A 23,507-nucleotide genomic window follows, 5' to 3' on the forward strand; every position below is an offset into this window, starting at 1 on the left:
TTCAACGAGGAAGCAAGGTTGCTTATTGGTCAAACAAGATTTGTGTTTAACTTTAATGGGGCTGGCGCCTCAAGGTTTTCAATCTCAGATTCGATTATTTCTTCAATGCGCTCAATGTCTGCACCAAGTGCAAGGAATTTCTCGGCAATGTCAACATAGCCTCGGTCAATGTGCTTAAGCTCTGTTACACGAGTGACACCATCTGCGACAAGTCCAGCTAATATTAATGCGGCACCTGCGCGGAGGTCTGTCGCAGATACCTCTGCACCTTGTAAATTGGTTGGGCCTGAAATAATCGCCGAACGCCCTTCAATTTTGATGTTTCCATTCATGCGTCTAAATTCTTCTACATGCATGTAGCGGTTTTCAAAAACAGTTTCCGTGATAACGCTCGTGCCTTTAGCTCGAAGCAACAAAGCCATCATTTGCGCCTGCATGTCTGTCGGAAACCCTGGGTGAGGCATCGTTTTAATATCAATCGACTTTAATTGCTCAGGTCCAATGACACGTAATCCGTCAGCCTCTTCCGTTATTTCAACACCCATTTCTTCCATTTTTGCAATAAGTGGACGAAGATGTTCTGCTACAGCACCCTCTACTAGCACATTTCCTTTTGTAATTGCAGCAGCAACCATAAATGTTCCTGCTTCAATGCGGTCAGGGATGACAGTGTGTACCGCTGCCTCTAGATGACTTACGCCTTCAATGCGAATTTCACCTGTACCTGCACCACGAACCTTCCCGCCCATTGCATTTAAATAATTTGCTAGACAAACAATTTCTGGCTCTTCGGCTGCATTTTCAATAAGTGTCGTTCCTTTTGCAAGCACCGCTGCCATCATAATGTTTTCTGTGGCTCCTACACTTGGGAAATCGAGATAAATTTTTGCACCCTTTAAGTGGCCATCGATACGAGCTTCAATGAAGCCATTACCAATCTCCACGGTTGCTCCCATTGCCTCAAACCCTTTTAGATGTTGGTCAATCGGTCTTGAACCTATTGCACATCCACCTGGTAATGCAATTCGTGCCTTTCCTACGCGCGCTAGAAGTGGCCCCATCACAAGAAACGATGCGCGCATTTTTCGAACGTATTCAAACGGAGCTTCCGTTTTTAATGAGCGTTCCGCGTTAACATGAAACTCCCCATTTTTGTATTCTACATCAATATTCAGATTTTTCAGAACTTCCTTCATCGTGTATACATCAGCCAATGGAGGCACATCATAAATGTGGCTTGTGCCGCGTTCTGCTAAAATGGAAGCCGCAATCACTGGTAATACAGCATTTTTTGCACCTTCAATTTTAACAGTGCCACGAAGCTGATTGCCACCTCGGACGATTATTTTTTCCAACGTATTCCCCTCCGCGTCTAGAAATTATAGTCTATTCTCTACCATCAATATTCAGTCGTAATAATAGGAGTTCCTATTGTTACTGTTGTCCCGTAGCCCATTCGTATATCTTGTCTTATGGCAACTTGAACATTCATTTTTTTGTCATCTGTTAGAATGTAGTCTTCCCACTCATCAGTATATGCAGAGATCGAGACAAACGTTTCTTCATTTAACTCTTCTATCTCTACCGCCCCTAAGGCTGAAACCAAATGACTAGCTGTTTCATTCAATGGCTTGGATTCGTCTAGAGTATAGCTCGATTGAATTTGTGAAAAAACCTTCGTTTTCTTTAAATTTAATACGTTACGTCTATCCGCTACGAGTTGCTGTGTCTCTACAGACTCCAGGCTTGTAGCAGATTGACCTTTTATGACATACGTATACGAAAGAACAAGTTCTCCATTACTTGGGTAAGCATAAATATGAATGGTCTCGACCATTTTGGTAGTTGGATGATGGAGCACCGCCCTTGCTTGCCATTCTGACGTTGATGTATCGGGTTCATCGAAATCAAATTCCGATAGCTTCACGCTCATATTATGTACATGTTGCAAAAAGGATGCTTTGTTTTTAATAACCCCTTGTACATCTCGAGCAAGCAACTGCCATTCTTGAACGTCAAGCCCTTCCGACTCAGTAAGTTTGACTAAAGCAGGTAATGCGTCCATCGTCTCTTGCGCCAAAAGTTCCGCATGGATATGAAAATACCCTGTACCAATAATAATTAAACCTACCAATAAAATTCGTAATGAAGCCATTGTTTTTCTCCTCCCCGAGAAAAAATTGATTATTAACATTTTTACCAGGGAGAGACTATACATACATGGAAGTTCTAGTCACTGTTCGACATATCACTTATTACCATAAATATCGAAGCATGAGTGATGAATTTAAGTAATCAAGAAAGAAGCTGCTAACTAGGTGTGCAATGGCAATTGTTAATAAGATAAGGAGCACTTTCGCTTTTGGTCCACGAGGGTCCCTTACAAATAAATCCAACTTAAAAGACTGCAATGCCCACCAGGTGATCACAAGAAACATGACATTCACCAAAATATGTATAACTGCCTGCTGTCCAAAGCCTTCTAGCACGTTAAAAAACTCCTTTAGAGCTCATTTAAACAAGGTATTAGACCAATCACTCTTCCTACTCTATGTTAGAGGTCCGTCTATGTATCCTGTTTTTTTTAAAACTCACTTTTTTCCCAATTCGTCTCAATTCGACTTTTACCTATGAAATTGCCTTAAAAAATGTAGAATCAAGTCGATGAAAAGCAATCCACAATCAATATTAACGGATTTTAAAGAAAAAAGCTATAATTATCTGTAAATTTTTTGTAGTTGTACGGACCTATTTATTAATCACAGGAATGTCACAACTCATGACTTTACACACATTTTTAGGGAAATTCCTTTGAGAATGGTTGTTTTTATATGTATAACGATTTTGCATTGTGTAGCCGCCAACGAGTTGTCGCCTATATAAAACCTAGACCTTAAAATCTATACCTTGAGCCTCCCTTTGGTCGGCTGCCGGGGCCAACAAGTTGTCGCTATTTAAAACCAAGACCTTAAAACCTAAACCTTAGCCTCCCTTTGGTCGGCTGCCGGCGCCAACGAGTTGTCGCCTATTTAAAACCAAGACCTCAAAACCTAAACCTTAGCCTCCCTTTGGTCGGCTGCCGGGGCCAACAAGTTGTCGCTATTTAAAACCAAGACCTCAAAACCTAAACCTTAGCCTCCCTTTGGTCGGCTGCCGGCGCCAACGAGTTGTCGCCTATTTAAAACCAAGACCTCAAAACCTAAACCTTAGCCTCCCTTTGGTCGGCTGCCGGGGCCAACAAGTTGTCGCTATTTAAAACCAAGACCTCAAAACCTAAACCTTAGCCTCCCTTTGGTCGGCTGCCGGCGCCAACGAGTTGTCGCCTATTTAAAACGAAGACATCAAAACCTAAACCTTAGCCTCCCTTTGGTCGGCTGCCGGCGCCAACGAGTTGTCGCCTATTTAAAACGAAGACATCAAAACCTAAACCTTAGCCTCCCTTTGGTCGGCTGCCGGCGCCAACGAGTTGTCGCCTATTTAAAACGAAGACATCAAAACCTAAACCTTAGCCTCCCTTTGGTCGGCTGCCGGCGCCAACGAGTTGTCGCCTATTTAAAACGAAGACATCAAAACCTAAACCTTAGCCTCCCTTTGGTCGGCTGCCGGCGCCAACGAGTTGTCGCCTATTTAAAACGAAGACATCAAAACCTAAACCTTAGCCTCCCTTTGGTCGGCTGCCGGCGCCAACGAGTTGTCGCCTATTTAAAACCAAGACCTCAAAACCTAATCCTTAGCCTCCCTTTGGTCGGCTGCCGGGGCCAACAAGTTGTCGCTATTTAAAACCAAGACCTCAAAACCTAAACCTTAGCCTCCCTTTGGTCGGCTGCCGGCGCCAACGAGTTGTTGCCTATTTAAAACCAAGACCTCAAAACCTAAACCTTAGCCTCCCTTTGGTCGGCTGCCGGCGCCAACGAGTTGTCGCCTATTTAAAACCAAGACCTTAAAACCTAAACCTTAGCCTCCCTTTGGTCGGCTGCCGGCGCCAACGAGTTGTCGCCTATCAAAAAAGGAGTAAGACGGTGCCAGGTGGCACTGTCTTACTCCTTTACTTATATTACTTACCTGATACTTCTAATCGATTTACCGCTCGCTTAAGTGCTAACTCAGCGCGTTTGAAATCGACTTCATCTTGCTTTGCAGTGTTGATGCGCTTTTCGGCACGTTCTTTTGCTTTCTGCGCACGTTCAACATCAATTCCTGAAGGCAATTCAGCAGACTCTGCTAAAATCGTTACTTGGTCAGGGCGAACTTCTACAAATCCACCACTCACTGCAACTTTCTCAACAACGGAGCCTTTCTTTAAGCGCACTGCTCCTACTGTTAAAGGAGCAACTAACGGAATGTGTCTTGGTAAAATACCAAGTTCGCCCTCAACGGTACGAACACTTACCATTTCCACATCACCGTCATACACTTTGCCATCAGGAGTTACTACGTTTACACGAACTGTTTCCATGTGAAAACCCTCCTCGAATAGCAACACGGGTTTTTTATTTAAACGAGTGTTTAAACTAAACACGAACTTCTAAAGTCATGATATGAGAAGGAACCTGTCCCTCTTATCATTTTATTTAAAAGTGATTACGCCATTTGCTTTGCCTTTTCAACTACTTCTTCAATACGTCCAACTAAACGGAACGCATCTTCAGGAATACTATCATACTTGCCATCAAGAATTTCTTTAAATCCTTTAATTGTTTCTTTAACAGGTACATAAGAACCTTTTTGTCCAGTGAACTGCTCAGCTACATGGAAGTTTTGAGACAAGAAGAATTGAATACGACGTGCACGTCCTACAATTAACTTATCTTCTTCAGAAAGCTCATCCATACCAAGAATTGCAATGATATCTTGAAGCTCTCTGTACTTTTGTAGTGTTTGTTGTACTTGACGAGCCACACCATAATGCTCTTCTCCAACAACCTCAGGAGAAAGCGCACGAGATGTTGAAGCAAGTGGATCTACCGCAGGGTAAATACCCATCTCTGATAATTTACGCTCAAGGTTCGTCGTTGCATCTAAGTGAGCAAACGTTGTTGCTGGAGCTGGATCCGTATAGTCATCGGCAGGTACATAAATCGCTTGGATCGATGTTACTGAACCGACTTTTGTTGAGGTAATACGTTCTTGTAATTGACCCATTTCCGTAGCAAGTGTTGGTTGGTAACCTACAGCTGAAGGCATACGGCCTAAAAGGGCAGACACTTCCGAACCTGCTTGTGTGAAACGGAAAATATTATCAATGAATAAAAGAACATCTTGTCCGTCACGATCACGGAAATGCTCAGCCATTGTTAAACCAGATAAAGCAACACGCATACGCGCACCAGGTGGTTCATTCATTTGACCGAATACCATTGCCGTCTTCTTGATAACGCCTGAATCCGTCATTTCGTGGAATAAGTCATTACCTTCACGTGTACGCTCACCTACACCAGCGAATACCGAAATCCCACCGTGCTCTTGAGCAATGTTATTAATTAATTCTTGGATAAGAACTGTTTTACCTACACCGGCACCACCAAAAAGACCAATTTTACCACCTTTAATGTATGGTGCAAGTAAGTCTACAACTTTAATTCCTGTTTCAAGAATCTCAGTTGAAGTAGAAAGTTCTTCAAATTTAGGTGCTTGACGGTGAATCGGATCGCGTCTAGTATCTGCAGCGACAGGAGCACCTAAATCAATTGCCTCACCTAAAACATTAAATACACGTCCAAGTGTAGCTTCCCCAACAGGCACTGTAATTGCCGTACCTGTGTCAACTACATCTGTTCCACGTACAAGACCATCTGTTGAGCTCATTGCAACCGTACGAACCGTATCGTCCCCAAGGTGCAATGCGACTTCCAATGTTACATTTACATCAACTGCATTTTTATCCGAGCCTTTTTGCTCGATACGTAATGCATTGTTGAGGTGTGGTAACTGTCCGCTTTTGAACTTTACGTCAACAACCGGACCCATTACTTGAGTAATGCGACCTGTATTCATTTTTTCGCCCCCTATTTTTAGGAATATATCTCATCATTCGTTCCATTGTTTTAAAGGGAGAAGAGTTCCCATAGCAGAACCCTTCTAAACCTTACACTACTCTAATGCCGCTGCTCCACCGACAATTTCCGTGATTTCCTGGGTAATCGCCGCTTGACGCGCTCGGTTATATGAAAGTGTTAATGAGTCAATAAGTGCTGTTGCATTATCTGTCGCAGCACTCATAGCTGTCATCCGTGCACCAAATTCACTTGCTTTTGCGTCTAATAATGCACCAAAGATTAAACTTTCCGCATATTGTGGCAATAAGCGTTCTAAAATGACTTGTTCATTTGGCTCATACTCATACGTTGCACTTGATTGTTTGTTTGTGTCCTCAGAAAGATTCGTAAGTGGTAAAAGCTTAGTTTCAGTCACTTCTTGTGTAATAGGACTGACGAAGTGATTATACCAAACGAATAATTCATCAAAGATTCCATCCGCAAACATTTCAACTGTCGTACGAGCTAAATTCTTTATATCATTGAATTCCGGTTGTTCCGGAATCCCTACTACTTCTTGAATAATTGGAAGATTTCTCTTCTTAAATAAATCACGACCGATTTTACCAATAACGACGATTCCGTACTCATCTGGTGATTTGTGTCGGTCTTTAATTGACGCTAAAAGAGAACGAATAAGACTAGCGTTATACCCACCAGCAAGTCCACGATCGGACGTGATGACAATATAGCCTGTCTTCTTAACTGGACGTTCGACTAGCATAGGGTGAGAAGCCTCAGATCCTGCACCTGCAATACTTGCTACCACCTCACGAATTTTCTCCGTATACGGTTGGAAAGACTGAGCATTGTTTTGTGCACGATTCAATTTCGCAGCTGATACCATTTGCATCGCCTTGGTAATTTGTTTTGTCTTTTTCGTTGACGTTATTCGTCCTTTTATGTCACGTAATGAAGCCATTTTGATTCACCACCTTTTCGCAAAAACTGGTACGCTTTTTATATCCTCCTGTTTAAACGGCAATTCAAAAACCGTTAAAAGAGGATTTAATTACTGATTACTTGCTAGTTACCCCGAAGCCCTTCTTAAACTCTGCAATCGCAGCGTTAAGATCTTCATCAGGTAGGTTACCAGTTGTGCGAATTGATGCAAGCAAGTCTTTCTTGTTATGGTCTAAATATGTGAATAGCTCAGACTCAAAACGAAGAACATCTTCAACTGGAATATCATCAAGGAAGCCTTTTGTTAAAGCATAGATAATCGCAACCTGCTTCTCAACAGGAATTGGCTTGTTCAAATCTTGCTTTAATACTTCAACCGTACGTTGTCCACGATTTAACTTCGCTTGTGTCGCTTTATCAAGATCAGAACCAAACTGAGCAAATGCTTCTAGCTCACGGTATGCAGCAAGGTCAAGACGTAGTGTACCTGATACCTTTTTCATCGCTTTAATTTGCGCTGAACCACCAACACGTGATACAGAAAGACCTGCGTTAACAGCTGGACGAACCCCTGAATAGAATAAATCTGATTGAAGGAAGATTTGACCATCCGTAATTGAAATTACGTTTGTCGGGATATACGCCGATACGTCACCTGCTTGCGTTTCAATGAAAGGAAGTGCAGTAATTGAACCGCCACCCTTTGCATCACTAAGCTTTGCAGCACGCTCTAACAAACGAGAATGTAGATAGAATACATCCCCTGGGAATGCTTCACGACCTGGAGGACGACGTAATAATAATGAAAGCTCACGGTATGCAGCCGCTTGTTTTGATAAATCATCATAAATAACGAGTACATGCTTGCCGTTATGCATGAATTCTTCACCCATAGAAACGCCTGTGTATGGAGCTAAGAATAAAATTGGTGCTGGATCAGAAGCACTCGCAGAAACAACAATTGTATAATCAAGTGCTCCACGTTGACGAAGTGTTTCCACAACGCCTGCAACAGTTGAATCCTTTTGACCAATCGCAACATAGATACAAATCATATCTTCGTCTTTTTGGTTAAGAATCGTATCAATCGCAATCGCTGTTTTACCAGTTTGACGGTCACCGATAATTAACTCACGTTGTCCACGACCAATAGGAATCATTGTGTCAATTGACTTAATTCCTGTTTGAAGTGGTTCGTGAACTGATTTACGATCCATTACGCCTGGTGCTGGACTTTCAATTGGACGTGTTTTTGTTGTTGCAATCGGACCTAAACCATCAATTGGTTGTCCTAGTGGATTTACCACACGACCTAATAGTTCTTCGCCTACTGGAACTTCCATGATGCGACCCGTGCGTTTCACTTCGTCACCTTCACGAATCTCCGTGTATGGTCCTAAAATAATAATCCCGATGTTGTTTTCCTCAAGGTTCTGAGCCATCCCCATTACCCCGTTCGAAAATTCAAGAAGCTCGCCAGCCATAACGTTTTCAAGGCCATGGGCAAGGGCAATACCGTCACCAACACGGATAACAGTTCCTACATCTTGAACTTGAACATCAGACTGAAAGCTTTCAATCTGCTGCTTAATAAGAGAGCTAATTTCCTCTGGTTTGATGTTCATTTCATTCACCCCTATCTTCTACTAACGTGTACCGGCAATGAGCTGTCGTTCGAGACGATCAAGCTGTGCTTTCACACTGCCGTCATAAATGCGGTCACCAATTCGTATTTTCAAGCCACCAAGAAGGTCTGAATTTACGACGTTATTAACTATTAATTTTTCTTTACCTACTTTTTTAGCAAAGAGATCAGCAATTTGTGATTCTTCCTCTGTTGAAAGAGGTTGTGCAGAATACACCGTTGCTTCTGCTATGTTCTGTGCATCAAAAGATAAAGCTTTAAATTTATCAATCATTGTTACTAAAATATCAATTCGATTACGTTCAACAAGCAAAAGAAGTGTATTTAAACTTGTTTCACTAACAGCTTGTTTAAAGCTTTGTTGAATAAAAGCTTTTTTCTGTTCTGTTGTTACTTTTGGATGTCCAAGAAATTGTGAAAAGGCTGGTGTCGTTTGAACGACTTCTTTGACGACTTGAAGTTCTTGATTAACTTGATCGAGGAGGCCTTTTTCAAGTGCAAGCTGAAAAAGGGCGTCGGCATAACGATTGGCTACTGCTTGATTGCTCATAGCTCTTCGCCTACCTCTTTAAGATACTCCTGAACGAGCTTTTCTTGCTCAGTCGCATTTAGCTCTTTTTCAATAACTTTCGTTGCAATGAGAATAGAAAGACTTGCTACTTGCTCACGAAGAGCGGCAACAGCTTGCTCTTTCTCACGTTGAATTTCTGCAATTGCTGATTCTTTCATTCTTTCAGCATCGCCTCTTGCAGCTTTCATAATATCTTGACCTTGTTGCTCGCTAAGCTTCTTAGCCGCTTGAATAATCTCTTGTGCTTCTTGACGAGCCTTTTCAAGTTCCGCACGTTGTTGTTCAATGAACGTTTCGGAATCTTTACGGTTCTTTTCCGCTGTATCCATTTGCTCATTAATGATTTGCTCACGCTTTTCCATAACGCCCATAAGAGGCTTAAGCGCAAATTTATTTAGTAACACTAATAAAATCACAAATGCAAACAACTGATAGAGAGCAGAGCCCCATGCAATATTTTCAAACACGCGGATTCACTCCTTTCCTGGATGTGAAGAATAAGTAGTTTTTATTTATTTAACGTCACTTTTCATACATGCAAATGTTTCTAACTGTATCCTACACAAGGAATGGCGAAGGTTCAGAGAACACTATCGCCATTCACACATAGGCACTCCACAAAATGTGGAATGTACTCCTATTATTGGAATAATAATAAGAAAGAGATAACGATAGCGATAATCGGAACAGCTTCCGCAAGAGGAACACCAATGAACATAAGTGTTTGAAGTGTACCTTTAAGTTCTGGTTGACGCGCTACGCCCTCTAATGTTGCTTTAACAATAATTGCTACTGCGATTGACCCACCAATCGCTGCTAAACCTGCTGCAATTGCAGCTCCTAATAATGACATGATAAATTTCCTCCCTATGATTAATATTAATTTTTTATGTTAGTGCTCTAAAAGAGCGTTGTAACCCAAAATTAGTGACTTTCAACTTTATGTGCCATGTAAACCATCGCAAGCATGGCAAAGATAAACGCTTGAATTGAACCAATGAACATACCAAATGCTTGCCACACAACAAGTGGCAGAATGGCACCGAATCCACCAATTAAGCTTGATGTACCCAGACCAACCAATAAAACCATTAAGATTTCCTTTGCATAGACATTACCGAATAGACGCATGCCTAGTGTTAACGTATTTGCAAATTCCTCAATAATTTTAAAGGGAAGTAAAAACGGTACTGGTCGAATATAATCTTTAATGTATTCGCCAAACCCGCGAATTTTTATCCCGTAGTAATGTGTCAATACAACGACCAAAACAGCCATTGTCAGTGTTAAAACAGGATCTGATGTTGGTGATTTCCACCAAACTTCATGCGTTTCTTTGTTTACGAGTTCGAATGGAATACCTAACATATTCGCGACAAAGGTATAAAATAGCAGAGTAAATGCTAATGCAATAAACTGCCCGCCAACTTTCCAACTCATGTTCGCTTTAACAATGCCACGTACAAAATCAAGTAACCATTCAAGAAAGTTTTGCATTCCTGAGGGACGCATAGCAATTCGCCGTGTTCCGATAAAACAAATTAAAAACACGATAAGACACGCGACTGTTGTCATGAGTACAGTGGACATATTAAAGGTCAAGCCAAAAATATCCCTCATGGGTGCATGATGATCCATATAATTTCACCTCTTTCTAACAATTTGTATAAGCATATCTACTATAATAATGACATATATCAGGGAAAACCCTGTAATGACTGCAAATAATTCGATGTTGTCAGGAAACTTCGCAACCAACCATATACTGCATAAAATCACACCAATTCGGATGATGAAACCAAGACCTGCAACAACAAAGGAGAAAATGGAACGCTGTTTTACATTGTCGGCTACACTTCCAACAACCTGTGCCTTACTATAGGTTGTCCAAAGATTAAACAAACCGGCTGTTGTACCAAGTAGTAAACCGAGGAAAACATCTGGATACGAGGAGAACAAGTAGCCAACCAGAAACAACGAAGTAAATATACTTACTGTCACCGAGTAGTGCTTCATTTTACTTTCAATTGAAGTCATATTACCCATCGTCTCCTAAAAACGGTTCAATTACTTTGTAAACACCGTAGCCTCCAACAAAAAGCCATGTAAATAATGACACGATTAAGAAAATTGGTTTCGTGTCAAATTGATTATCAAGCCAAATCCCTATAAACACACCAGAAAGGACACTTCCAACAATGTATGAGGAGATGATTGAGACTAGTGCCATTGCTCGCCATGGGCTACGTTTTCTTTCAGACATGAACGCGTCTCCCTTCAAGCAAACCTACAAACATGTAACCCTTACCATTATATCCTTTGTAATCGTACTATGGTCAATACCTCGTGTCAATGCGTTTCCATGTTAAAAATTTTTAAGAAAACTTGATATAAAGCATTGTTCACATTATTGACAAAAAGCATACTAAGTTACTGGGTTATGTTTCAATTATCTCCAGATGTTTTTTTATTCACAAGAACAGTAGCAAAAAAAAATAAGACAAGAGCTTAGCAATTTTTATTGCAGCTAAACTCAGTGCCTTGATTGCTAGCTTATTCCCTTTTCCCTTGGCTTACTGGAGGAAGCTCAGCTCCGATTGTTACCCAACTCTCAAGCGTGTCCTCCTTTCCGTCTTGTTTAGCAAAAATGAGTGCTTTATACACACCGTCTGCTAAGTCTAGGTTTTCAAATTCCCCACCAAGCATACCGCGTCCAACATCTCGTTTCACATCAAGAAAAGTAATAAATTCAAACGTATCAGGATCGTACAAAGCAATGCCAACTTCCTCCGCCCCACCAGGCAAGTACATCTCATAACGATAGGAGTTTTCTATATCGCCATGGCCGAAATTAAAAGCCATAATGCGCGGGTAATCTGGTTCCTCAATGAAGAAAACAAAAGGAATTGAAATAATATCGGCTCCACCTTCGACTTCGATCTGTCCGTGATGTATCCCTTCGGCTAGTACAGAAGGGAGGAGATCCACCGTTACGGTTACATCCTTTTTGTCTCCTGGTGCTATCGTTGTTGAAAAAGGCACCTTCCATTGCAAGCCATCCGGAATATCAAAAGGTGGCTTAACATGGTATGTTCTGGTGACGTCATCATGATTTTCAATTGTAAATGAGACGTGACGTTTTTCTCTTGGATCTTGTTTTGTCCACTTTCCAAACGTGATGGCTCCCGGTGATACTAAGGTTGTTGCTGCAATCGCTTTATCCACCTGAATTCGTCCAGCTCCTTGTTCGTGAGGAAGATAAGGATTGCCATCTTCTGTTACAAGCTTTTTAGCCGTATTCATTAATGCTGCTTTTACTTGTTCGGGTGACCATTTCGGATGCGCCTGCTTTATTAACGCTGCAGCTCCTGCCACATGTGGTGCTGACATACTTGTCCCATTTAAGCCAAGGTATCCATTCGGAACGGTACTATCGATGGATACGCCAGGTGCCACCAAATCTGGCTTCACTTCCCATGTCTGTGTAACAGGTCCTCTTGAGCTAAATGGGGCAATAAAGTCTTCTTTTTCACGATAAATGGTTCGTAATTGAACGGAATCCTTACTATCAGTAACTATTTCTTGTAACCACTCCCCGTCTTCCTGAGAGACGCTAACAACTGGAAGTCTCACCCCACCTTCGACTGAGCCAACAAACGCACCAGGGAGATTGTTATAAATAATTAAACCCTTGGCACCTGCCGCTTCTGCATATCGCGCTTTATCTGTAAATGGTATTCTTCCTCGTTTCACTAACAGAATACTTCCTTCTGCCTTCACTTCGTCTAGTTCTTCTTTTCTTCCGTACCCACCATCAATGAGGGGGAAGTCACGCTTTAAGGACCATGGAAGAGTGCCACCTATCGGGAATAGTTCAAGCTCCTTTTCTTCCTTGAAAATCGTTAAATATGGTATTTTTATCGGAGGGGCTGAGGCGCCAACAGATATAGCCTTTGTAGATGTCCCAGGTGAACCAACCGTCCACATTTTCGGTCCGCTGTTACCGTTCGATGTAACTGCGATGACGCCTTCCTCAACGGCTTTATCTAGAGCAACACTTGTTGGCCAGTCTGGACCATTGACCGTATTTCCGAGTGAAAGATTAATGACGTCTACTCCGTCTTCAATTGCTTTTTCAATCGCTTCAATCACTTGCTCTGTTGTTCCTTGACCGCCCGGACCAAGCGCACGATACGCATATATTTCAGCTTCAGGTGCGACTCCTTTTACTTGGCCATTTGCGGCAATGATCCCCGCAACATGTGTTCCGTGAAGTGTAGGAGGTCCTTGAGCTGACGTTGTTTCCATTGGGTCATGGTCATAATCGACAACATCATATCCTCCTTTATAGTTAGCCTTTAAGTCCGGATGACGATAATCAATACCTGTATCAATGACTGCGACCTTCACACCTTTTCCAGTAAGATGCGTCCCATCCTCGTCTACTAAGCGGCTCACCTCACCGCCACCTATAAACGGTACACTACTGTCAAGATTGGTTTGATAAAACGCCATTTTATCAATACGTTCAATATGTTCTAAACTTTCAAGCAGATTAAGTTCACTTTCTGAGATCTCTATAGAAAAACCATTATATATGCGGTTAAATACTTTTCGTACATTACTTGTCGGAATACTTTCTTTCACTTGTTTGGCGACTTCCTCTACCCTTACTTCACCGTCTGTGGTGACAATGACAATCGTTTTACTATCTGGTGAAGCAGGCAGTGAATAAACTGGATAATCCGGGAAAACAGCAGCCTCCACTTGCAAAACTGGAAGCAAAATAGTTATTAATATAATGAGGCTTAACCAATATCTTTTAGGCAACAAAATCTCCTCCCGTTCACCGATGTTAAAGATTAGTATGAGTAGAAGAAGTTTATTTCATGTATGAAGGTTTTTTTGTGTGGTTTGGATGGGGTTTAAGAATTTTTTTCTGGATTTCAGCAACTTCGAGGTTTTTTTCGGTGACTTTGTTCAGGGTTTCGGCAACTTTAAGCCGGTTTTCGGCGATTTTTTCAATTTTATCAGCAACTTCATTCGACTTCTCTTACTCAAGTATATAAGTGCGTGCTTTTTTTATCCCTACAAAGGATGTACTAAAAGACTTGAGAACTCGCTTTACCACATTAGGGTTCGTAATTTGTAAAAAATCTTGTGCATCAGAGTTTGTAATCGTTGTTTTAATTAATAATGCGTAATCTTCGAGCGCCTTTATATGTGCAAATTTGTCTTTATGTTTACAAGTGGGACAATACCATGATCCATAGTCTCGGGCTAACGGAAGAAAGCCACACTTCGAACAGAAAATTCCTTTTCTTAATTCCTTTGTTGTTAGGCGAAATTGGTCTAAGATAAGTGTATTTGAAGGGGTGTCATGGGTATGAAGTAGTTGTTTAATGCGGATGATTTGTTTGTGTGTTAAGAGTTTTTTGGATAAGTGTGTTCTAGCTCCGTGATTTTTTGAGGAAGGAAGTCACGACGCAAGATTGTTTGAGAGAGGTGTTGGTTTTCTGTAGTAGTTCTGATTACAGAAGATGAATTAGCAATAACCACCAGGGCTTCAATTGGAACAGCTATCTTTTTTGATTGGAACCATTCCTCTAATTGTCTTTTTTGTCTAGTTATTTGAATTATTGGGTCCGGAAATGCTTCTTCTCTTCCTTCAAACGTTCGCACTAATTGATGAAAATGAGGGTCGAAATATAAAGTGCCTGCAATATTTTTGACTTCGAGGATGAGACAAAAGGAAGAAGAAAGGATGAGAATATCTAGTTGAAAGTAGCGTTCTTTATCAAGTAAACGAAGGTCATGAAAAATATGATATTCCTTTTCAGGGAGAAAGCTTAGAAAAAAGGATAGGTTCTGCTCACCCTTGTACCCAGATGCACTTTTAGACAGTTGCTCTTTTATAAAGGGGTAGCTAGGATGGTCGGAAGGAGTCCTTCGAAGTAATGCCTCTAACTTTTTTAAATACCGGGGTTTACCATGCGGTTTTTCAATCATTGAACCAACTCCTCTCGTGTGTAAGTAAGTCATTCCATATCAAGTCGAGAATATCCTCTTTTGAGAGCTGAATTTTTATAATGAACGGTTTTTCGGAGACCTCTGGTAATTTTCCGGTAATTCCCGGGCTCTTTTCGGCAACTTCGTCCACTTTTTCAGCAACTCCACGGTTATCAGCAACTTTCCCCAACTTTTCAGCGACTTCAGCCATTTTATCGGCGACTTCCGGGCTCTTTTCAGCAACTCCGCCCATTTTTTCAGCAACTCCACGGTTATCAGCAACTTTCCCCAACTTTTCGGCGACTTCAGCCATTTTATCGGCGACTCCCGGGCTCTTTTCGGCAACTTCGTCCACTTTTTCAGCAACTCCACGGTTATCAGCAACTTTCCCCAACTTTTCAGCGACTTCAGCCATTTTATCGGCGACTTCCGGGCTCTTTTCAGCAACTCCGCCCATTTTTTCAGCAACTCCACGGTTATCAGCAACTTTCCCCAACTTTTCAGCGACTTCAGCCATTTTATCGGCGACTTCCGGCCTCTTTTCAGCAACCCCGCCCGCTTTTTCAGCAACTCCACGGCTATCAGCAACTTTCCCCAACTTTTCGGCGACTTCCGGGCTCTTTTCAGCAACTCCCTCCCCTTTTTCAGCAACTCCCCGGTTCTCAGCAACTTCCCCCAACTTTTCGGCGACTTCCGGGCTCTTTTCAGCAACTCCCTCCCCTTTTTCAGCAACTCCCCGGTTCTCAGCAACTTCCCCCAACTTTTCGGCGACTTCCGGGCTCTTTTCAGCAACTCCCTCCCCTTTTTCAGCAACTCCCCGGTTCTCAGCAACTTCCCCCAACTTTTCGGCGACTTCCGGGCTCTTTTCAGCAACTCCCTCCCCTTTTTCAGCAACTCCCCGGTTCTCAGCAACTTCCCCCAACTTTTCGGCGACTTCCGGGCTCTTTTCAGCAACTCCCTCCCCTTTTTCAGCAACTCCCCGGTTCTCAGCAACTTCCCCCAACTTTTCGGCGACTTCCGGGCTCTTTTCAGCAACTCCCTCCCCTTTTTCAGCAACTCCCCGGTTCTCAGCAACTTCCCCCAACTTTTCGGCGACTTCCGGGCTCTTTTCAGCAACTCCCTCCCCTTTTTCAGCAACTCCCCGGTTCTCAGCAACTTCCCCCAACTTTTCGGCGACTTCCGGGCTCTTTTCAGCAACTCCCTCCCCTTTTTCAGCAACTCCCCGGTTCTCAGCAACTTCCCCCAACTTTTCGGCGACTTCCGGGCTCTTTTCAGCAACTCCCTCCCCTTTTTCAGCAACTCCCCGGTTCTCAGCAACTTCCCCCAACTTTTCGGCGACTTCCGGGCTCTTTTCAGCAACTCCCTCCCCTTTTTCAGCAACTCCCCGGTTCTCAGCAACTTCCCCCAACTTTTCGGCGACTTCCGGGCTCTTTTCAGCAACTCCCTCCCCTTTTTCAGCAACTCCCCGACTCTTTTCAGCAACTCCGTCCACTTTTTCAGCAACTCCACGGTTATCAGCAACTTTCCCCAACTTTTCAGCGACTTCAGCCATTTTATCGGCGACTTCCCGACTCTTTTCAGCAACCCCGCCCACTTTTTCAGCAACTCCACGGTTATCAGCAACTTTCCCCAACTTTTCGGCGACTTCCGGGCTCTTTTCAGCAACTCCGTCCACTTTTTCAGCAACTCCACGGTTATCAGCAACTTTCCCCAACTTTTCGGCGACTTCAGCCATTTTATCGGCAACTTCCGGGCTCTTTTCAGCAACTCCGCCCACTTTTTCAGCAACTTCCCGACTCTTTTCAGCAACTCCCGGCCATGTTTCAGCAACTCCCCGGTTATCAGCAGCCATACAAAAAAAAACACTTCCTCAAAGAAGTGCTTTCCTGCTTCGCTATTACTTTGTTCCGAATAGTCGGTCGCCGGCGTCACCCAAGCCGGGGATGATATAGCCCTTTTCATTTAACTTATCGTCTAGGGCGGCAAGGTAAATATCAATATCAGGGTGTGCTTTTTGGACAGTAGCCACACCTTCTGGGGCTGCAACGAGACACATTAATTTAATCGTTTTTGCGCCGCGTTTCTTTAAGCTATTAATCGCTTCGACGGCGGAACCGCCTGTAGCAAGCATTGGGTCGATGACGATAAATTCGCGCTCACTCACGTCAGTTGGCAGCTTTACGTAGTATTCTACTGGTTGCAAAGTTTCCGGGTCGCGGTATAAACCGACATGTCCAACTTTTGCGGCTGGAATCATTCGTAAAATACCGTCAACCATGCCAAGACCTGCACGTAGGATTGGCACAAGACCGAGCTTTTTGCCGGCGATTTTTTTCGAATGCGCGGTTCCTACTGGTGTTTCTACCGTCACATCACGTACCGGTAAATTACGTGTGATTTCAAACGCCATTAATCCTGCAACTTCATCAACTAGTTCTCTGAATTCTTTCGTACCTGTTGATTTATCGCGGATATAGGTTAGCTTATGCTGAATGAGAGGATGGTCAAACACAAATACTTTGCTCATTGTAAAACTCCTTTTCGTCTTTAGATCCTGTTCTTTAGGATACAATCTGTAGTTCTATCCTTAGAGATTTTACAGAAAAAGCTCGTGTCAATCAAGTCTGTCCGCTTATTATTTCCCTATTAACGAAAAAGAAGCCTGCTTCGCGCCAGGCTTCTTCTGATTTTGAACACTATTAGCTATAAGAGATATTTGGGTACATTGGGAACTTAGCCGTTAATGCTTCAATGCGATTCCGCGCTTCTTCTTGCTTCTCGGCATTGTCGACGTTCTTTAATGTTAACGCAATAATCGCGCCAAGCTCATCCATTGCTTCGCCGTCTAAGCCACGTGATGTAACCGCTGCTGTACCGATACGAATACCACTTGTAACAAATGGCTTTTGTGGGTCGAATGGAATTGTGTTTTTGTTTGTTGTAATGCCAACTTCATCTAATGCATGCTCTGCTACTTTTCCTGTTAAGCCAAGGGATTGTAGGTCAAGAAGGAGAAGATGGTTATCTGTTCCGCCCGATACGAGGTTAATGCCTTCACTCGTAAGTTTTTCGCCTAAACGCTTTGCATTTGAGATAATATTTCCAGCGTATGTTTTGAACTCATCTGTTAACACTTCACCAAATGCCACAGCCTTTGCTGCGATCACGTGCATAAGCGGTCCACCTTGGATCCCAGGGAAAATTGACTTATCAATCGCTTTGGCAAATTGCTCTTCACAGAAAATCATTCCGCCACGAGGTCCACGTAATGTCTTGTGCGTTGTTGTAGTAACAAAGTGACTATGTGGAACTGGATTTTGATGCAGTCCTGCCGCAACTAAACCAGCGATGTGTGCCATATCAACCATCATGTACGCGCCAACTTCATCAGCAATTTCACGGAATTTCTTGAAGTCAATTGCACGTGGGTAAGCACTTGCCCCTGCCACGATTAACTTCGGCTTGTGCTCTAGTGCTAAGTTACGAACAACATCGTAATCGATTTGTTTCGTTTCTTTATCCACACCATACTCTACAAAGTTGTATTGAACGCCACTGAAGTTTACTGGACTACCGTGCGTTAAGTGACCACCATGAGATAAGTTCATTCCTAAAACAGTGTCACCTTGGTTCAAGATTGTGAAATACACGGCCATGTTTGCTTGTGCGCCTGAATGCGGTTGAACATTAACATGCTCTGCACCGAAGATTTCTTTTGCACGGTCGCGCGCGATATTTTCAGCAATATCAACATACTCACAGCCACCATAATAACGACGACCCGGGTATCCTTCTGCATATTTGTTTGTTAGCACAGAACCTTGAGCTTCCATAACCGCTTCACTAACAAAGTTTTCTGAAGCAATTAGCTCAATTTTATCACGTTGACGTCCAAGCTCTTGTTGAATTGCGGCAAACACTTTCGGGTCTTGTTTCTTTAAGTTTTCCATTCTCTTTCCCCTTTCAATTAAACCGAACCATTCGGATTTTATCTCGTTTTTATATCTTTTCGATTATATAGTACCACATCATTCAATGAATTTCCGTATTATTTAATGAAATTTACAAAAATCATTCATGTTCCGCAATTTTGCTCATATACAGCTCTAACGCCACCAATTAATTTTGGTCGAGTTATGGCCATCGTTAAATGGGCCTCTCCAATCGATCGAACCTCACTACGAACGGGGACAGCAACTGGTTTTAAATGCATACCGATTAATGTGTCACCAATATCAATTCCCGCATCCGCTTTAATTGCCTCAACAAGGACCGGTTTCTCCAATTTCGAAAACGCATAGGTTGCCATCGCACCACCCGCTTTTCGAATAGGAATCGCGGAAACGAGTTCGTAGCCGCGTTTCTTTGCAGCGTCTTCTTCCAATACAAGCGCACGATTTAAATGCTCACAGCATTGAAAAGCAAAATGAACCCCTGTTTCGGCTTGAATATCTGTTAATGCCGAGAAAATAGCCTCTGCTGCTTCATGAGATCCATTCGACCCGATATGGGAGCCAATGACCTCACTCGTGCTTGTCCCAACGACGAGCAATACCTCGTCAGTTAAAGGCATCACTTTATGTAAATCCTGAACCGCTTGCTTTACTTGTGCCATAATCAATTCTTGTGACAGGCTCATAATAAAAGCACCCTCCTGATTTTGTTACGCTTCATAGCTTGAAATTTTTCCTACACGGTTCGCATGACGACCGCCTTGGAATTCTGTTTCTAGCCAAACTTTCGCAATTTCGCGCGCTAAACCTCCACCAATGACGCGTTCCCCCATGGATAATACATTGCTATCATTATGCTCGCGTGTTGCTTTTGCGCTGAATAAGTCATGAACAAGCGCACAGCGAATCCCTTTTACCTTATTCGCAGCAATTGACATGCCAATGCCAGTTCCACAAATAAGAATCCCTCGATCGAACTCACCATCAGCAACCTTCTTTGCAACAGGAAGCGCATAATCCGGATAATCCACAGAGGTTGTGCAATCACAACCAAAATCCTCGTACTCGTAGCCGTTCTCTTCTAATAATTCCTTTATCTCTTCTTTAATATTCATTCCCCCGTGGTCAGAGGCTAGTGCTATCTTCATATTTATTCCTCACTTTTTGTATGAACGTTCTGCTTGTTTGAAACATTCACTTTTTTAAATTGTAAATTGTTTAATTATTTCTTTCAATCTCTATGCCTGGTTCGATATTATGAATTAAACCGACCTGCTTTACTTGGTCTTCAAGACGCCCCAATGGAAGCTTTTTACGCATCCTTTGTCGGTATTTTCGCTCCCTACATGGATCGTTTTTCCCCTCTCGCCTGTCTTCTAATCATTCTTGATAACAACCTTGATGCTTTGTTCAATTTCCTGAGCCGTTTTTTCGTAGGCCTCTAGCGGACCACCAATCGGGTCACTAATATCTAAGTCATCCTTGCCCGCATATTCTTTTAAGGTATACACCTTATCCGCATTATTTTGATAATGTTGAACGACCAAATCACGATGGCTTACTGTCATCGTTAAAATCAAATCTGCCCATTCCACTAACTCAGCGGTAACCATTTGAGCTTGATGCTGAAGGGTAATGCCACGCTTCTCTAGTACACGTCTTGTCCCTTCAGAGGCTGATTCACCTGGAAAGGCTTGGACTCCAGCAGATTTCACCTCAACCGAGTCACCTGCCTTTTCTCGCAAAAGCGCCTCCGCTAACGGGCTTCGACATGTATTTCCAGTACATACAAACAGCACACGCTTTTCTGCCATGACCTACGTCCTTTCTTCATAACTCTTTACTGCCTTTCATGTAGACGTTTACTCCACTTGCTTATCTTTATCTCTTTTTATCATCTTATCATACTCATTTCGAAAACTGTATAGGAGCTAATGCTAATGCGGCAGGAATAATTTAATGCCAAATCCAATCAATATGCAGCCTCCAAGTACCTCTCCGTAAGACCCAATATAATGTTGAAATCTTGCTCCCATCAATAATCCAAGCCATGAAAGAATCATACTCATAACCCCGATCATCGCAACGGTAATGACGGTTTTGGCACCGAGCATTCCTAAGCTCAATCCAGCTGAAAAGCTATCTAAACTGACGCTAATTGCGAAGAAAAACAGCCCCCAACCAACTGGCTTAACAAGCGACGCGTCCTCTGACTTTAAGGAGGAGACAACCATTTGTAAGCCAATGATAAATAACAACCCACCGCCGATAAAGGTCGCAATCATATCAAAATATGTTGAGAGTACTTTCCCAGCTGCAATGCCTACTAACGGCATAACAATATGAAAAACCCCGATTGTCACACCAATATAAAAGATTTGTCTTAAGCGTAGCCCAAGCATTCCCATTCCAAGCGCAATGGAAAAGGCATCCATCCCAAGTGCCCCAGCCATAATGAACAATGTTATAAACTCATTCATCCCTACCCACTCCTTGAACATGCTATTTCAATCTATGCAAGTCCAAGAAAAAATAGACAACCTATCTAAAAAACAGGCTGTCTATCCTTTAATAATATGTCCTCCTGCTGCTTTGTTTAAACGGTTCATGATCGCAGCACCAACTCCTTCTTCAGGGAAAACTTCAGATAGGATTAAATCAATCTCTTGGTTATCAAAGTCACGTAAGCATCCAAATAATTGAGCAGCAACGGTTGAAAGATCGTAGCGCGTACCACAGCTAATGACCACATCAGCTTGATAATTACTCGATCCCTCTGACGTCGTTAAGACTCCAACTTTCTTTCCTTGCGCTCTTGCTTCATCAATGTGCTTTTGAAGATCCTCTAGTTCCTCTACTAAAATGAGAGTTGCTTTTGGGGCATAATGTGTGTACTTCATCCCTGGTGATTTCGGGGTTTGACTCTTTGTGACTAACGCGGGGTCAACATCAATACACCCAATCACCGCTTCAATTTCTTCCTTTGTCACACCACCAGGGCGATACATTATTGGTCTTTCTTGTGAACAATCCAACACCGTCGATTCAAGGCCGACTCCAGTTACACCACCATCCACTACGCCGGCAATCCGACCAGCTAAATCATCAAACACATGCTTAGCAGTCGTTGGACTTGGCTTCCCTGAGAGATTTGCACTTGGCGCAGCAACAGGTACTCCCGCCTCCTCTAACAACGCCAAAGCAACTGGATGGTTGGGAATTCTCACTCCGACTGTCTCTAAGCCTGCCGTCACTGCTCTGGCAAGAGTATCTTTCTTCCGAAAAATAATTGTTAGTGGTCCCGGCCAAAACGAGTTCATGAGTACTTTTGCTTTTTCTGGAATGTCGAGAACGAGATCTTCTAATTGATTTTGAGCAGCAATGTGGACAATTAAAGGGTTATCGCTCGGCCTTCCCTTTGCAGTAAATATTCCCTGTACCGCCTCTTCACTTAACGCATTCGCTCCAAGTCCATAAACCGTCTCCGTCGGAAAAGCAACGACATCGCCATTTTTTATCAACAGGGCTGCTTCCTTTATATTAGGGGGTCTTGACGATCTACTCCCAACGTTATCCACAGTCCAAATTTTTGTCTGTTTATAACTCATCGTTCATCTCTCCTATCACTTTCATTTTGCTAGCCTTGTCTACCGTTGTCAAATAAACGACAAATATTCGACGAAAAGCGCCTTTTAAAAAGGTTTTTCTTCTCTCATCATTCTAAATACAATCAATCCTTCCATAAGGGTTACATCAACACAAGAAAAACAAGTTATCCACTCTTGTGGATAACTTGTTGGTAACTTATCGATTTTAGAACTTATTCACAGAGTTATCCGCTAATTCACAGGCCCAAACTCTCGTATTCGGTCCAGTATTTTGCTGATAATGCGCAGAACGCTGGATATCTAACGGGACAGCGGCCGCTTGTAACTCCTTGAACCCTAATTGTTGAAAAAGTGGATTGGTGCCTTTTGCACAAAGAAACACTTTAGATATATTTTGATCCGAGGCATATGCTAATGTCACTTGTAAAAATTCAAGGCTAAGCTGACCATTCCAAATCGGTGAATTTAACACAAGGGACCGTAATAAACCATACTCATTGTATTGTTCAATCCCTACGGTTCCAATAATTTCTGCTTGTTCATCCTCGACAACGAGAAATTGGGTTACATGCTGGTCAAGGCCATCCTCTGTTAAACCGGCCTTCGCTAATAACCGTTGTATGGGTAGCAAATCCTTATTCTCTAATTTTCTGACGACGATACTCATCTTCATCACTCCTCTGATATCCATTGGTTGATATCTATGCGAGGCTTGGACAAGTTATACCCAAGGACACTGAAAAAGTGCGGGTTTTTCAGTGTCCTTTTTGCAATGTGCGAAGT

At 42.6% G+C, this 23,507-nt stretch carries 24 protein-coding genes; all 24 read right to left on the reverse strand.

What is annotated here, in order from left to right; genetic code table 11:
* Positions 1-29: 29 nt before the first annotated feature.
* A complete protein-coding gene (gene murA / locus CEF19_RS08555) occupies positions 30-1,355 on the reverse strand; it encodes a UDP-N-acetylglucosamine 1-carboxyvinyltransferase (RefSeq protein WP_100405703.1) in 1,326 nt (441 codons plus the stop codon).
* Positions 1,356-1,399: 44 nt separating this feature from the next.
* Complete coding sequence (locus CEF19_RS08560) at positions 1,400-2,155, reverse strand: YwmB family TATA-box binding protein (protein ID WP_157800917.1); 756 nt, start codon at positions 2,153-2,155, stop codon at positions 1,400-1,402.
* Between the two features lie 100 nt (positions 2,156-2,255).
* Positions 2,256-2,489, reverse strand: coding sequence for a DUF1146 family protein (locus CEF19_RS08565; protein ID WP_100405705.1), 234 nt, complete (start codon positions 2,487-2,489; stop codon positions 2,256-2,258).
* Positions 2,490-4,054: 1,565 nt separating this feature from the next.
* Positions 4,055-4,456, reverse strand: coding sequence for a F0F1 ATP synthase subunit epsilon (locus tag CEF19_RS08570; protein WP_100405706.1), 402 nt, complete (start codon positions 4,454-4,456; stop codon positions 4,055-4,057).
* Between the two features lie 125 nt (positions 4,457-4,581).
* Positions 4,582-5,994, reverse strand: a complete 1,413-nt coding sequence (atpD, locus tag CEF19_RS08575) for a F0F1 ATP synthase subunit beta (RefSeq protein WP_100405707.1) — start codon at positions 5,992-5,994, stop codon at positions 4,582-4,584.
* 96 nt (positions 5,995-6,090) lie between these two features.
* Complete coding sequence (gene atpG / locus CEF19_RS08580) at positions 6,091-6,957, reverse strand: ATP synthase F1 subunit gamma (protein ID WP_100405708.1); 867 nt, start codon at positions 6,955-6,957, stop codon at positions 6,091-6,093.
* A gap of 97 nt (positions 6,958-7,054) precedes the next feature.
* Positions 7,055-8,563 carry a F0F1 ATP synthase subunit alpha gene (atpA, locus tag CEF19_RS08585; RefSeq protein ID WP_100405709.1) on the reverse strand — a complete coding sequence of 503 codons (1,509 nt, stop codon included), beginning with the start codon at positions 8,561-8,563 and terminating at the stop codon, positions 7,055-7,057.
* A 21-nt stretch (positions 8,564-8,584) separates the two neighbouring features.
* Positions 8,585-9,133, reverse strand: a complete 549-nt coding sequence (locus CEF19_RS08590) for a F0F1 ATP synthase subunit delta (protein WP_100405710.1) — start codon at positions 9,131-9,133, stop codon at positions 8,585-8,587.
* Entirely contained in the window at positions 9,130-9,621 is a 492-nt protein-coding gene (gene atpF, locus CEF19_RS08595) for a F0F1 ATP synthase subunit B (RefSeq protein ID WP_100405711.1), read from the reverse strand. Before atpF ends, CEF19_RS08590 begins: the two co-directional genes overlap by 4 nt.
* Before the next feature lie 173 nt (positions 9,622-9,794).
* Positions 9,795-10,007, reverse strand: a complete 213-nt coding sequence (gene atpE, locus CEF19_RS08600) for a F0F1 ATP synthase subunit C (protein ID WP_100405712.1) — start codon at positions 10,005-10,007, stop codon at positions 9,795-9,797.
* 71 nt (positions 10,008-10,078) lie between these two features.
* Positions 10,079-10,792, reverse strand: coding sequence for a F0F1 ATP synthase subunit A (gene atpB, locus CEF19_RS08605; protein ID WP_100405713.1), 714 nt, complete (start codon positions 10,790-10,792; stop codon positions 10,079-10,081).
* A 6-nt stretch (positions 10,793-10,798) separates the two neighbouring features.
* A complete protein-coding gene (locus CEF19_RS08610) occupies positions 10,799-11,191 on the reverse strand; it encodes an ATP synthase subunit I (protein ID WP_157800918.1) in 393 nt (130 codons plus the stop codon).
* Position 11,192: 1 nt separating this feature from the next.
* On the reverse strand, positions 11,193-11,417 hold the full coding sequence (locus CEF19_RS08615) for an AtpZ/AtpI family protein (RefSeq protein WP_100405715.1): 225 nt from the start codon (positions 11,415-11,417) through the stop codon (positions 11,193-11,195).
* A 290-nt stretch (positions 11,418-11,707) separates the two neighbouring features.
* Entirely contained in the window at positions 11,708-13,984 is a 2,277-nt protein-coding gene (locus CEF19_RS08620) for a S8 family serine peptidase (protein ID WP_100405716.1), read from the reverse strand.
* A gap of 594 nt (positions 13,985-14,578) precedes the next feature.
* Positions 14,579-15,163 carry a nuclease-related domain-containing protein gene (locus CEF19_RS08625; RefSeq protein WP_157800919.1) on the reverse strand — a complete coding sequence of 195 codons (585 nt, stop codon included), beginning with the start codon at positions 15,161-15,163 and terminating at the stop codon, positions 14,579-14,581.
* Complete coding sequence (locus CEF19_RS08630; RefSeq protein ID WP_100405718.1) at positions 15,156-17,015, reverse strand: hypothetical protein; 1,860 nt, start codon at positions 17,013-17,015, stop codon at positions 15,156-15,158. The genes CEF19_RS08625 and CEF19_RS08630 overlap by 8 nt, the downstream gene beginning before the upstream one ends.
* A 45-nt stretch (positions 17,016-17,060) precedes the next feature.
* Complete coding sequence (upp, locus tag CEF19_RS08635; protein ID WP_100405719.1) at positions 17,061-17,690, reverse strand: uracil phosphoribosyltransferase; 630 nt, start codon at positions 17,688-17,690, stop codon at positions 17,061-17,063.
* A gap of 172 nt (positions 17,691-17,862) precedes the next feature.
* Entirely contained in the window at positions 17,863-19,113 is a 1,251-nt protein-coding gene (glyA, locus tag CEF19_RS08640; protein ID WP_100405720.1) for a serine hydroxymethyltransferase, read from the reverse strand.
* A 125-nt stretch (positions 19,114-19,238) separates the two neighbouring features.
* Positions 19,239-19,802 carry a TIGR01440 family protein gene (locus CEF19_RS08645; RefSeq protein WP_100405721.1) on the reverse strand — a complete coding sequence of 188 codons (564 nt, stop codon included), beginning with the start codon at positions 19,800-19,802 and terminating at the stop codon, positions 19,239-19,241.
* A 24-nt stretch (positions 19,803-19,826) separates the two neighbouring features.
* On the reverse strand, positions 19,827-20,264 hold the full coding sequence (gene rpiB / locus CEF19_RS08650) for a ribose 5-phosphate isomerase B (protein ID WP_100405722.1): 438 nt from the start codon (positions 20,262-20,264) through the stop codon (positions 19,827-19,829).
* A gap of 228 nt (positions 20,265-20,492) precedes the next feature.
* Positions 20,493-20,930: a low molecular weight protein arginine phosphatase gene (locus CEF19_RS08655; protein WP_100405723.1), complete on the reverse strand. Its 438-nt coding sequence runs from the start codon at positions 20,928-20,930 to the stop codon at positions 20,493-20,495.
* 123 nt (positions 20,931-21,053) lie between these two features.
* A complete protein-coding gene (locus CEF19_RS08660; protein WP_100405724.1) occupies positions 21,054-21,596 on the reverse strand; it encodes a manganese efflux pump MntP in 543 nt (180 codons plus the stop codon).
* Between the two features lie 81 nt (positions 21,597-21,677).
* On the reverse strand, positions 21,678-22,724 hold the full coding sequence (locus CEF19_RS08665; protein ID WP_100405725.1) for an L-threonylcarbamoyladenylate synthase: 1,047 nt from the start codon (positions 22,722-22,724) through the stop codon (positions 21,678-21,680).
* 205 nt (positions 22,725-22,929) lie between these two features.
* On the reverse strand, positions 22,930-23,391 hold the full coding sequence (locus tag CEF19_RS08670) for a hypothetical protein (protein ID WP_100405726.1): 462 nt from the start codon (positions 23,389-23,391) through the stop codon (positions 22,930-22,932).
* Positions 23,392-23,507 lie beyond the last annotated feature (116 nt).

It is taken from the genome of Bacillus solitudinis (assembly GCF_002797395.1).
GTDB lineage: Bacteria > Bacillota > Bacilli > Bacillales > Bacillaceae_D > Halalkalibacter_A > Halalkalibacter_A solitudinis.